Origin of the sequence: Allorhodopirellula solitaria, from assembly GCF_007859855.1 — a bacterium.
Classification (GTDB): domain Bacteria; phylum Planctomycetota; class Planctomycetia; order Pirellulales; family Pirellulaceae; genus Rhodopirellula; species Rhodopirellula solitaria.
The window spans coordinates 106,114-119,169 of record NZ_SJPK01000007.1; the positions used below are offsets into that span (position 1 = coordinate 106,114).

Here is a 13,056-nt window from a genome sequence, read left to right on the forward strand (position 1 = left end):
TGTGGGCTTGCCCCGCATGAGAGCAAAGTTTTCCGGCTTGGTTTCCTGTCAGACAAGCTGACTGAAGCAGTGCCTCCTATCGTGGAGGACTTCGCTCTCCCTCGGCACGACTCTTGGAAGTGCTTGCTGACGGGCCGTGTTGTTGCGTGTTTGGGTGTTTCAGATTCTTTTCAAAAAAGTCGCTGACCAGCTCGTCAATCGGCGCTTCGCTGAACGCTCTTCCACCGTGCCCGGCTCCTTCGATGGTGTGGAAATGAACAGGAACCTGCACCTTTTTGAGAGCGTTGAAGAGAAGCTCGCTTTGATTGAGCGGTACGGTGCCGTCCTGATCTCCGTGCACAATCAAGAAGGGAGGATCGTCCTTGCTCACGTACGTGATGGGGTTGACCCGTCGGGCTTTCTCGAGATTCTCCAACACGGCGCCACCAATCAGCTTCGCCTCGGGTGAGTTCGCTCGCGCATGACGCTGATAGTCAGGTGTTGTCACGAATGCTTCGAAGTCGGTGGGCCCATAAAAATCACAAACAGCCTCAACGGCGCTGGATTGTTCGAGATTCTTTCCCACGTCAAATTCTTTGACATCACCACTTGAGGCAACCAGGGCCGCCAGGTGTCCACCGGCAGAGCTTCCCCAGACGCCCACTCGCTCTCGATCGAGGTGATATTCGTCGGCGTGCGCACGAAGCCAACGAATGGCTGCCTTGCAGTCTTCGATCTGTGCGGGGAACTGAGCCTGGTCGCTCAGCCGATAGCCAATACTCGCAATGGCGTAACCCTGCTTCGCAAAACCCGCGCGGAGAGGCAAGCAGTAATCTTTGCTGCCAGCCTGCCAGCCGCCGCCGTGAATCCATACGATCACTGGCAATGGCTTCGACGACTCGGGCAGATAAAGATCAAGCCGCTGGCGGCTGTCGTCGCCTTCAGCATACGCCAAGTCACGATGGGCGGTCACACCGTCGAGGGAACGCGAAGCATTGACGCGGCGCTGTGCTTGGCGACGTTGAGCCTGTGCGTAGGACTGCACCGTCATGACGATCATCACAGCGACGCAGCACACAATACGAACGATGGGGAGAACAAGTCGATTCATGAAACGCTTTCCTTCTTTGCATGAAGGTCATCATTGATACCGGGTGTTGGCTGCGATATCCGACAGCCCCATCAATGTACTCGATCCCAGCGTCATCTTGTGGCGATTCAGGATTTACTGCGTCGAAGGCTTCACCGGTAGTAACTGCAGTGCATCGATGATGACAAAGCCAGCCGTTTGGTGGTTGCTGATCGAAATGGTCGTTTCGACGTCGCTATCAAGCTGGACGTTGCCGACGAGGATGAACGATTGCTGTGACGGCAGTGGCTCGGTTTGATCCACCGTGAATGTACTTTCAAAGTCGCCGCTGGTGACGGTCACTGGAACGTTTGTCGCGCGACTATCGTGTGCCGAGTAGGCCATCCGCAATCGATACTGGCCCGAGTCAGGCACCTCGAACCGAAACGTCGCTGTGGACGCGCCGTCGCCGATCTGAAGTGAGTCCTTCTCGCCGCTAAAGAGGTAGCCACTGCCGATGAAGGGTTTGAAACCTGTTGAGCGGGACCACTCGCCTGCCAGTGTCGCCTCGGTATCGTCGAGAACCGTTCCCGGCAATGTTTCGGGAGCGATGGAGCGGTCTGGTGATGGCAGATCGGGGACATCGGGAAGTTCCAGAACCTGATCCTGGACCAACAGATTCTTGCGGAGTTCGTTATACGGTAGTTGCTGCACGGCGATGTCAGCTTCGGCTGCGAGTGCTGCGGCGACGCCTGCACTTTGGCCGATGATCATCCAGGTCCCCTCGATACGCAGCGACGAGATGCCAACATGCGTGCAGGACAGTGCCACCGGTACGAGTAGATTGTCACATTGCTCTGGTGCGGGCAGGATGGAACGATAGGGCACGTGATAGGCGTAACCCTGTTTCGGATCCTGGCGTCTGACGGGGAAGATCGTCCCTTCGTTAATCACCCCTCCGCCTTCCAAGGCGACGCGTTGGCAGTCGTGCGAGTCGATCGGGAAGGAAGACACCGCAATCGGGTCCTCTTTCTCGGGCTCTTGCAGGATGTCTTTCTGAGAGATGACATACATGCCCTTCATGCGTCGTGACTCGCGGACATAGAGGGCCGGTGAGAAGTGATCGTCGCTCGCAAACTCGTCTTGGCACAGGCCGAGAACGGCGTAGCGTTTGCGGACGCTTTCGGGCACGGCCGGATCTGTTGTGAGGAAGTGAATGAACTCGAGCGTGTATTGCTTGTGCGCCTCCCAGATTTTCTTCCTTCCCGCCTCGTCGGCGGAGTGCCAGTCCTTGGCACCACCGACCAGCCCCAGTGAAAATTGCCCGCCGATCGAATTGTTGCCATCGAGTTTTCCGCCAGGCAGCGGGTAGAGATCGAATCCGATGTCCACTCCGGCCTTCAGAGCGCGTCGCATCACCTCAAATCGAGCGGGATCATAATGATCCGGTTTGGGCATCGGCACGCGATTATCGGGATCGGAGGTCAAGCACAGCCGGAAGCTGTAGGTCATCACGTTCTCGTCGCCCTCGTCGTCGGGCCCGGCATCGTCAGACGTGACGAACGGCAACAGATCACCGTTCTCGTCAAAGCCGTTGATGTTCATCGGCTTCTTCGGGTATTGCTTGCCCGCCCGGGACTCATGGTAGTCCTCTCGGCGATCACGACCGATCGTCCAATCAACGCCGGCGGCCGCCATCAGATCACCTTCGTAGGTGCCGTCAACGAAGACCTTGCCGGTAAACGTACCGTTTTTGGTAACCAGCGACGTGATTTGCGGGCCGTCCTTGGTGACCGATTGGAGATATCGCCTCGTCAGCAAAGTTACCCCGGCTTCATCAAGCATCTGTCTGGTCACCCGCATGGCCACGTGCGGTTCAAAGGTCCATCGCGACTGATCTTTCGTCTCCGGGCGATAAGGTGCTGGAAGCCCGCGATCGGTGTAGTCCGCAACGATGCGTCGGTGCCACTCATCAAACAGGCCCATCACCGTACTGCGAACCATTTGGTTGGAATCGCAGTGACTCAGCCCGCCGGTACTCATTGCGCCGACGTGATCGGTTGGCTCCAACAGAATCACCGACGCGCCCTGGCGAGCGGCCGCAATCGCAGCGCAGAACCCGCCGGGAGTCGAACCGTAGACGATAACGTCCGCCTCACTCTCAGCCGTGGCTCGCGGAGTGAGCAGCGCGGTCGACGCGACGAGAAGAACAAGCAGACAGATCGATGGCATCTTAAATTCCTATTGGACGTCGGCGGAGAAGCGATGAAGAAAACTCATTTAGAAAACAACGAATGGCCGTGCTTCGTCGAATCAGCCTGCTCGATCCTTTCTCCTAAAAGTGAGAACGATTCCGGCGGACCCTGAACCGCGCGATCAACGAAGATAGGCTACAATGCCGGTTCACGAACTTGCTTTTTTAACTTACCGAGAGGAAACACAATGATCCGATCTACTTTCACTTGGCTTGCCCTGCTGTCGACATTGAGCGTCGTAACAGGATGTGGTTCTAGCGATTCCAAAGTCGTCACCGAAGGAGTCGAGCAGTCAGAGATCGAAAAGTACAATGAGATGGTCGCCAAAGAGAGCGAAGGGATGACAAAAGAAGATAGCAAATAAGCAGGTGGTACGGTTCGAAGATCACGCCAGGTACGGGTGATTGGAAAAACAACGAAAAAACCCGGAGCTGTGAAGGCTCCGGGTTTTTCGATTCAGTACTGAATTCAGTGAGAACGCGTTAACGATCAAAAATCCGTTGAAATCGTTTCTTTGGCAGCCCGCGTCCCCAATGCTCCCCACAATCCGAAAGGACTCTTGCTGCCTTTCGAGTTGTTGTTAGCGGTCGTGCCACCCTGCCAAACAACTGGATTCGTTTGGTTGCCGGATTCGATAGAGTCCGTGATGAACTTCACCGCACCGTCGGCCATCAGCACATGGATGCCGCCTTGGTGACGGCTTGACCCAGTGGCAATCGACTGCCCATTGGAATCATGGGCGACGCAGACCGGGCTGTTCGGTGGCAAAATCGTATGAGCCATTGACTGCATGATCTGCGCATCGGCCCAACGAAACCCACGTCCTTTCGTCGCTGGTTCCATGTTACCGCTTCGCCAAAACTGAGGACGCTCGGGATCGAGCATGTCGGCCTGGAGACAGAGACTTGGATTATCGCGCATCTGAGCCTGGGCAGGTTGCCCAGCGGTGTGCTTTTTGCCGATCGTCCGAGCATCGTCATCACCGAGGTCGCTCGCAATCTCCATCATCGCGATTGTATTAGAGAGTCCGTCGAGCACATCGCGAAACTTCACTTTCTTGTGCTGAGTGAAGAACCCACGGTTGGCTCCGTTGGAGTTCTGAGAATACCCCGAGTCTGTGATTGCCGGATAGGCATCAGGGTCAAACGCCCCGTGCTGGGTCCACCACTGCGAATCACCCATGCAGGCGGCGTAGTTCACACGGCCGAGGGCAGGCAACCCTTCGCCAGGGTCACTGGGGCAGCGGAATCCTGAAATCTCGGTCGCCCAAGGGAGATAATTGATTTGCGAAGGCCCAGGCCCCATGGCAGGCCAAGGATTCGTGGGGGTCCCAATTCCTGCGCCCAGGTTTCCATCGGTTCGTTGCGAACTCGGGTTGCTAATCTGCTGCCAAAGAGCCTGCTGTTCGATGAAAGGAGTCATTCCAACCAGCGCGCTGAGACGCCAATGATTGTTGGTGACGTAACTGTTGTCCCACCAGTTCTGTCCAGTGTTGGCCTTGTCGTCGGTGCCGACTCCGTGGATGGGAGCTTGGTCGTAGGCACTGTGATAGTTGTGCAAAGCCAGGCCGAGTTGCTTGACATTGTTACTGCAACTCATTCGTCGAGCGGCTTCACGAGCGGCTTGGACTGCGGGCAATAACAGCCCCACGAGAACGCCGATGATCGCAATGACGACCAGCAGTTCCACCAGCGTAAAGCCCTTGGCGGGCCTGAGACGTTTCATAAAAGAACTCCAAAAACTAAACTGAACAATTGAACACGATACGTGACGCAGCAAACCGAGTGACGGCGAGAAAACAGGCCTCTCGACGGCTCGCACTCCGCGAAACAGCCGAGAATCCACCGTCAACCTGCGACAATGTCGGTGATTCTACCACAATGACAGGTCTACGCACAACATTGCCCGGAAGTCTGCGAGCATTGCAAATCACTTGGATTCAGCAAAACGACTGCCGTTTTCTCCGACAAAGTTTGGCGAGCCGAGCTTCAATGCCGCCTGAACGCGAGGGGCTCTCCCTCAACGAGCAGCCAGCTCGTATCGATAGCGGTTTTCGGCCAGCTCTGCTGAGTCTGATTAGGCCAGGTCACGGTGATATCACATGGATCGCTCGCGTGGCCCAGCCCGATTCGCAGCAATCGCTCGTTGCTGCAAAGGTATCCATCACCCGCAGTGAGCGTACTGTGCCATCGCTTCGCCCCACAACTCACTTCGACGACGGCGCCAATCGCATCACGCGCCGAACGAGTTCCGACCAACTGCAACTCGATCCAACTCCCTGCTTGCTTCGTCCGGTTAATCAACAGGGCGACCGGTTCAGTTTGATGGGTCACAGCGATATCCGTTTGGTGATCTCGATTGGCGTCGATCGACCATAAAGCGCGTCCAACATGGGGCATCGCTAGGTATTCACCGCCGACCTCGCACGATTCGAATCGTCCGCTTTCACCAAGTCGAAAAATCTGCATGGGATGTGCGTAGATCGATTTCTCGCCTTGGCGGGAAAACATATCGACGTGCCCGTTGGCAAGTATCAGCTCCAATTGACCGTCATTATCCAAGTCGATCGCTTCGGTGCCGAACCCGACCAGGGGGACAGTGCTACGGACGAGGTTATACGCCGCCGTGCGATCCTGCCATTGGCCCGGGCTACGTTGCTCGTAGAGTGTGTTGTACTCACGGTCAAAATTCGTAACATAGCAATCGATGTCTCCATCTCGATCGAGGTCACCGGTGGCGATGCCCATGGACCCCTGTGCAATCGACCGGTCATCGCCTGCCAAGCCAACTGCGATCGCGCATTCATTCAACGAGAACGTCTTCTCGTCATCAACTCGCTGCCAGTAGTGGTTCTCGGTCATGTCGTTGGCAATCAACACATCGGCGCCCGCATTCTCATCGAGCGCGCCAACGACAATACCGAGCCCACGACCGGGCACCGATGGTTCCGCCGCCCACGACTCGGTGGAGTCGACGACGGCTCCATCGACTTGCATCTGATAAAAATTGTCTTGTTGTGCGGGAAACTTCATCGGCGAGCAAGAACGAAATACATCGGAATCAGCCATCGGACAGGTCTGAATCGCGGGTTCGAGCCCGGCACAGTAGTTCAGGACGACGATGTCGGACAGTCCATCATTGTCGAGGTCGGCGATTGCCCCACTGGTCGACCAAGTCGCGGACTTCATCGTGGCAGGCAATTGAGAACTTGCGTCGGCAAATGTTCCGTCGCCTTGATTGACCCATAGTGAATTGGCACCGTAGTTCAGAACGAGGAGGTCGGGAAACCCATCCTGATTCACGTCGCCGACCGCAACGCCTTGACCGAACCCAGGATCGCCGGTACCCGAATCCACCGTCACGTTTTCGAATGTTCCATCAATATTTCGAAAGAGAGCGTTGGGGGGAGAGTCTTTTCGCGGCGGCGTTCCGCCCGCCGTGGTCAAATAGACGTCGCTCCAGCCATCGAGGTCAAAATCGAGTGTTCCGCCGCCGCAACCAAGTGTCTCGTGCAGCATGATGCCCGGAACGTCAAGGTCGTCGGCAGTCGATCCCGTAAAATTCAGGTTCCGCAGTGACGCCTCGTTGACTAAGAACATGTCTTCGCCTTTTTCTCGATCGCCGTTGGCAGTGTGAAGTTCTCGCTGCTGATTCGATGGACCATTCGCTCCAATCGCAGGTAGCGGCAAATACGAGAGATCGACACTCAATTCGGGATGATTCTCTGTCATCTGCCATCGCGTACCGGGGCGTAGCTGGGAGACGATTTCCTGACGAACCGCTCCGACGTCGACCGCATCATCTTCAGGCAGGGTCGTCGCGACTGCCGCCCATGCCTCGGCTTCCCACAACCGTCCTAGACCGAGAAGCACCTCTGCGATGTCGGTCGCAATTTCACGGGAGACCTCTCCGGTTCGTTCAAAGCGGTTTCTGAGCTGATCGAATTTGCTCAGCATCGCGGCGCGTTCTGCGACGGCGGTGATCGCGTGGGGCGGAAGTTGGCTCCCGGACTGTTCAAGCAATCGCATTGCCGCACTCAATTTGGTCCAGGCTTCGGTCGCGTCATTGTCTGCTCTCGCCGCTTCCCAATACGCGCGAGCGGTCTCGGCAGGGCCCTTCTGTGATCTTGCCCAGTCACCGATCGCCAACCAATAGTCCGCCTCCTCGTCGAGTCCTGGGACGCGTGTCTCCGAGGATCGCCGAAGCTCATCGAACTGGCCCGATGAAGAGAATGCCCGAGCAAGCAATGCGTGAGCGGGCACATCGGTGGGATGCGACTGTACAATCTCTTTCAGCAGTTCAATGCTCTTGTCATAGTCCCCGGCGTCAAAATCAATTCGTGCTGTACCGATCATGGGTCGCCGGTCGTCGGGATTCCGCGACAACACTTCCTTGAGCGGTTCTGGATCGAGTGAGCGACGGGCGTTTCCTCCGAGAGACTTGAGCAACTCGAGATCGAACTGCCGTTGCTGGACCAATCGCCGGCCATGGGGAAGGCTCGCAGTTCGATTCTCAGTACCCACGTAGAGGTCGTACAAAGTTCGCTGGCTAGCGTAATCTTTTGGATTAGCCCTTACCGCCTCCTCTAAAAAATCCAGTCCGTCGAAGAGGCGGCCTGCGGAGACCAGCGCCACCATCGCCTGCTCCACCCGATGCGGATCATGGAACGTTTCAGCACGGCAAGCCTGAATCAGAAAATCCGCTGCGCGTGATGGCTTCTCGACGATGTGAGCAAGTTTCGCCAAATTGACCAAAGTCTCGACGTCGTCAGCATGTTTTTTGGCAACGGCGTCACTATAATCCCAAGCCCGCTGCATCTCTCCGGCATCGACTGCTTTCGCCATCGTTCTCATCGGTGCCGGATCCGTTGCCGGATCGGGCCATCGTGAGAAAGTATCGCCACACCCCATCAACAAAACACAGCCAGTCAGGGCAACGCACCAACGCCATGCTCCATTTATCGGAGAGAGAGGATCGAATCGATTCACAAAACACTTCCATAGGGTCTGCAACGGGAAGGCCTTGACCCGCCATCGGATGGATCGCTAGCTCGCGGACCCAGCGATTCTCCATTCTTCAAGGCAACAGAAGCTATGATAACATGATCCTACGAGGCTTCGATGGATCGGCCATAACATTCCCAGCTCGATCTGACTCCTGGCCTGAATCCGCCTCCACCGTGTTCTTTTTTCAAAGCTCGAATGCTCCGCATCCTGTTTTTCCAAACCCTGTTGTTTCTAGGGGCATGCGCATGCTCAGTCGGTTGTCGGGAATCATCCGATTCTCCGAGTCAACCGCAGCCAAGACCGTCGCCGCCGTCGTTCGATCGGAACGCCTCTGAGATCGATGAAGGTGCGACCGATCCAATTGCCGACGATCTACGCAAAGCCAAGCTGATCAACCGCATGCGACCGCAGGTTGAAAAATTTTGTGGTGGATGCCACGTGACACCACCTCCGCAAGACTCCACTGCAGCGGAGTGGGTCGCACAAGTGGATCAGATGTTTATGTTTTATCACTCCTCCGGGCGAACCGACCTCCCACTCCCCGATCGCAACGCGGTGCTGGAGTTCTTCCAAGTCCAAGCCGCTGAGCACCCAACTCTAACAGCTGGAATTGAGAGCTACCCACCATCACCCGTTGCGTTCGACCACGTGAACGTCACCGGTGCTGGTCATCGTCCACCGGGCGTCACGAATATTCAGTGGCTGGACCTGGGTCTGCGAGACTCGCCCGCATTGGTTTACTGTGATATTGGGACCGGTACTGTCATGGCGCATTGGCCCGGCGACCCCGATCAGCCCACTGTGCGGCTCGGAACTGTTTTTCAACCGGTGCATGTCGAGGCCTGTGATCTCGATCAAGACGGCAATCAGGACTTGATCATCGCTGACATCGGAGAATTCAATGCCAATGATAGTGATCTCGGGCAAGTCGTATGGTTGCGCCGGCGTGCCCCAACTGACGAAAGTGATTTGGACGCTCATTTCGACAAAACGGTCCTGCTCGATGGGCTGAGCCGGGTCGCTGACGTACGCCCGGGGGATTTTGACAACGACGGTGACATCGACTTACTGGTTGCCGAGTTTGGGTGGCGGCAAACAGGGAGAATCTTCCTGATGGTCAATGAAGGCTCCGCCAATCCCGGCGTCCCTCAGTTTTCAATCCGTGAAATTGACGATCGGCATGGTCCCATTCAAGTCCCAACCCTTGATTTCAATCGCGATGGGCACCTGGACTTCATTGCATTAATCGGCCAAGAACATGAATGCGTAGAGGTCTTTCTCAACGATGGAAAGGGTTCCTTCACACCCGAGCGACTGTGGACAGCCTCGAATCCGGGCTACGGATCCAGCGGGATCGAATTGGTCGATCTCGATGGTGACGGAGACACTGACATCCTGTATACCAACGGCGACTCATTCGACCGTGGAGCCAAGCCGCACCACAGTGTCCAGTGGCTTGAAAATACAGGAACGCTTCCGTTTGAACACCATTTACTCTGCTCCATGCCCGGTGCCATGGTTGCCAAAGCTGGTGATTTTGATGGCGACGGTGACCTCGATGTGATCGCAGCGGCTCTGCTGGTCGGCGACGACCTCGAAGAGGTCAATTCGGTCGATTCCTCATCGATCGCCCTACTCATTCAAGACGCTCCGGGACACTTTCAGCCAACCCAGGTTGAATCTAAATCGCACCAGCACCTGACACTCGAAGTCGGCGACTTCAATCGCGATGGAAAAGTGGATGCTGCGGTCGGCAACTTCGTCCGCCATGGCCCCAGTCAATCCGCGACTCCCGATCTCATTTTGCTCGTCAATGAGGCTGAGGACGAGTGATTTTACATGGCACTGATCGCCGAAGGACCGTGACCGTTCAGCGACCGTAATCTCTCCGCCGATCTGCGGCCGTTGGCGCTCGTTCAGACGGCTGCCGAACTTGCTGCACGGTTTTGGCTGCGAAACTCTCTTGGGGTGAGTCCGATTTGTTTGCGGAACGTCCGGCAGAGATTGTGCGGAGTTTGGAAACCGGTGATCCGAGCGATCGCTGCGATCTTCTCGTCGCTCTCGCCCAGCATCGCCTTGGCTCTGGTTAGTCGAATGTGACGGAGTTCTTCCATCGGAGGGCGTATCGAGTGTTCGCGAAAAGCGCGTTCGAGCCCACTACGCGACATCGCGACATGCTTGACCACATCGGCCATCCCGATCGGGCGGCTGAAGTTGTCGTGGATGAACCTGAGCGCAGCGACAACCTGGGGATGCTCCACCGCGAGACTGTCGGTGCTGCGGCGTTCGACGATTTTTCCCGGCGGTATGTAGAGTGGGTTAGCGGGCGGAGACTCGCCCTGCATCAGCCGTTCGAGCAACGCCGCGCCTTCGTACCCAACGAGTCGCGAGTTGTCTTCGATGCTGGACAGGGGCACTCGCAGGCATTCACAGATCGCTTCGGAATTACCTACCCCCAGCACAGCAATTTGGTCCGGGACGAGCAGCCCCAGTTCGAGGCAGGCGTCGATGACCATGACAGCTTCGACGTCGCGAGAGGCAAAGACCGCCAGCGGTGTCTTGAGTCGGCTCAGCCGCTGCTTCATCCAACGACGTCGTTGTTCGGGTGTGTCTGGTCGACCGCTGCCTTCTTTGCCCCACGAGAGGATCTCGCATTCGAATCCCGCTTCGACCACCCGAGCTCGGAAGTGATCACGGCGTCTCTGGCTGGCTCCGAGTTCCCAGCGATGGACGAATGCGAAGTGACGATATCCGCGATCCAAAAAGAAGTCCGCTGCAGCATGACCGACGGCGGCGTTGTCGATCGTGACCCGCGGCAGTCGAATCTGGGGACGGCTTTCGGCAAGGTCGACAATCGGCACATCGAACCGCCGCAGGCGACGCCAAATCTCTTGCGGGGCGCCCAAATGCGTCAACACCCCATCGCCGCTCCAGCTTCGTGGAATCGGGTCCTCCAGATCAGCGGGAATGTGCCAACGATGATCTCGACCAAATTTCGCCACACCACGATGAATCTCAGCATTATAAACATTCAACGCCAACAACACGTTCCGCTCGTCGAGCAGCACCGGATCGGCAGATCGTCCACGACCGGTCGTGCACGGGAGATTTGTCCTGGCCACGAGATTCTCAAAATTCAAAGCAGGGTGTGAAAAACAAGCAGCGACGCGGTAGCGAAAGTGCCAACTCTTTTGTTCATAATGTCAATAGTCGCTACATCGTAGTTCACTATAATCGAGACACATCAGAATCACCAACGCCTTCGAGGGAGAAGCCATGACAGGGGATTGCAGCAGCTTCATTGGGTTCGGCAATGTCATCGCCGGTCTCCTAGGCATCGCTGCCCTGTTGCTGCCTGTCACGGTGCCTGCCGCCGAGGACGCCGCTCCAGATATTTTGTTCATCGTCGTTGACGACTTGAACGACTGGAATTCGCTACTCGATCCGAATTCTCTTATCCAAACGCCGAACCTCGAGCGTTTGGCACAGCGCGGCATGTTGTTCACGCAGGCGTACTGCGCATCTCCGGCCTGCAATCCGTCGCGAGCTGCCACGATGACGGGTCTGCGACCATCAACGACAGGCGTCTATGGCAACAAGAGTGATTGGCGCCGGGCGGTGCCCAATCGCAAGACGATCATGCAGCAGTTCATGGCGGCTGGCTATGACGTTCGCGGAGCCGGCAAGATTTTCCACCATCACTATGACGGAGCGTTTCATGATCCAGACTCGTTCCACGACTTCCAGGCCATGCGTCGGCAGCGCTATCCAGCGACGAAACTCAACGGAGCCCCGAACTACGGTTCTCGCAATACCGATTGGGGAAAGTGGCCGCTGCTGGAGAGTGACGCCATCGATTTTCATACGGCCGACTACTGCGTCAAAGCACTGCGCGATCCGGTTGGTGACCAACCGTTGTTTTTGGCATGCGGTATCTATAAACCTCACTCACCGTTCTTTGCTCCCGCGTTCTATCACGAGGCCTATCGTGATCTCGAGCTGCCGATCCGTAAGTCAGACGACTGGGATGACCTGCCAGCCGGCGCAACGGAACTAATGCGGAACAAGAAATGGTTTTGGGAAGGCATGATGGAGGTCGAGCAAAATCATGTGGGTTCCTATCGCGACTTCATTCGGGCTTATGCCGCCTGCGTCAGTTTTGCCGATGCCCAGATCGGTCGCGTCCTCGATGCACTCGACGCCAGTCCGCGGCGTGACAACACCATCATCGTGCTGTGGTCAGATCATGGGTTCCATCTCGGCGAGAAGGACCATATTGAGAAGTTCGCCCTCTGGGAGAAGAGCACTCATATCCCCTTCCTCATCGCTGTGCCAGGCGTGACGCAACCGGGCAGCCGTTGTGATCGTCCGGTCGACATGACAGCGGTCTATCCCACTCTGCTTGAACTGGCCGGGTTGTCCGCCGACGGATCATGCGATGGAGCAAGCTTGGTGCCGCTGCTGCGTGATCCGATGGCAGCTTGGAACCGTCCCGCCGTAATGACCTACCTACGGGGCAACCACGCAGTTCGAAGTGATCGGTGGCGATACATTCGGTACGCCGATGGCAGCGAAGAACTCTATGATCACGAAGTCGACCCGAACGAGTGGAACAACCTCGCGGGCGACAGACAGTATGCCGATGTGATTGCGAGTCACCGCCAGTGGTTGCCGAAAGCGGACGCGAAGCAAGTTCCTAACTTAAAAAAACCCGTCTCCCCAGTGGAGACGAGTCAATGACAATCGC

Annotated in this window: 8 protein-coding genes; 3 read left to right on the forward strand and 5 right to left on the reverse strand. The window is 56.6% G+C overall.

Annotated elements, in window-relative coordinates; genetic code table 11:
* Nucleotides 1–76: 76 nt before the first annotated feature.
* Both CA85_RS14815 and CA85_RS14820 read right to left on the reverse strand, forming a co-directional pair.
* Entirely contained in the window at nucleotides 77–1,090 is a 1,014-nt protein-coding gene (locus CA85_RS14815; protein WP_146392107.1) for an alpha/beta hydrolase, read from the reverse strand.
* A 114-nt stretch (nucleotides 1,091–1,204) separates the two neighbouring features.
* Entirely contained in the window at nucleotides 1,205–3,280 is a 2,076-nt protein-coding gene (locus tag CA85_RS14820) for an FAD-dependent oxidoreductase (RefSeq protein ID WP_146392108.1), read from the reverse strand.
* 210 nt (nucleotides 3,281–3,490) lie between these two features.
* Here CA85_RS14820 and CA85_RS24975 point away from each other — a divergent pair, with 210 nt between their 5' ends.
* Nucleotides 3,491–3,667 (forward strand): hypothetical protein, encoded by a 177-nt coding sequence (locus CA85_RS24975; protein WP_186774961.1) that lies wholly within the window; start codon nucleotides 3,491–3,493, stop codon nucleotides 3,665–3,667.
* A 125-nt stretch (nucleotides 3,668–3,792) separates the two neighbouring features.
* Here CA85_RS24975 and CA85_RS14825 read toward each other — a convergent pair whose 3' ends face one another.
* Both CA85_RS14825 and CA85_RS14830 read right to left on the reverse strand, forming a co-directional pair.
* Nucleotides 3,793–5,028 (reverse strand): DUF1559 family PulG-like putative transporter, encoded by a 1,236-nt coding sequence (locus tag CA85_RS14825; protein ID WP_146392109.1) that lies wholly within the window; start codon nucleotides 5,026–5,028, stop codon nucleotides 3,793–3,795.
* 263 nt (nucleotides 5,029–5,291) lie between these two features.
* Nucleotides 5,292–8,147 carry an FG-GAP-like repeat-containing protein gene (locus CA85_RS14830; protein ID WP_246112821.1) on the reverse strand — a complete coding sequence of 952 codons (2,856 nt, stop codon included), beginning with the start codon at nucleotides 8,145–8,147 and terminating at the stop codon, nucleotides 5,292–5,294.
* A 600-nt stretch (nucleotides 8,148–8,747) separates the two neighbouring features.
* On the opposite strand from CA85_RS14830, the gene CA85_RS14835 reads away from it, so the two are divergent.
* Complete coding sequence (locus CA85_RS14835; protein ID WP_246112822.1) at nucleotides 8,748–10,142, forward strand: FG-GAP repeat domain-containing protein; 1,395 nt, start codon at nucleotides 8,748–8,750, stop codon at nucleotides 10,140–10,142.
* A gap of 83 nt (nucleotides 10,143–10,225) precedes the next feature.
* Here the strand turns inward: CA85_RS14835 and CA85_RS14840 are convergent, their stop codons facing one another.
* Nucleotides 10,226–11,431: an AraC family transcriptional regulator gene (locus tag CA85_RS14840; RefSeq protein WP_246112823.1), complete on the reverse strand. Its 1,206-nt coding sequence runs from the start codon at nucleotides 11,429–11,431 to the stop codon at nucleotides 10,226–10,228.
* A gap of 154 nt (nucleotides 11,432–11,585) precedes the next feature.
* On the opposite strand from CA85_RS14840, the gene CA85_RS14845 reads away from it, so the two are divergent.
* On the forward strand, nucleotides 11,586–13,049 hold the full coding sequence (locus CA85_RS14845) for a sulfatase (protein ID WP_146392111.1): 1,464 nt from the start codon (nucleotides 11,586–11,588) through the stop codon (nucleotides 13,047–13,049).
* Nucleotides 13,050–13,056: the final 7 nt, after the last annotated feature.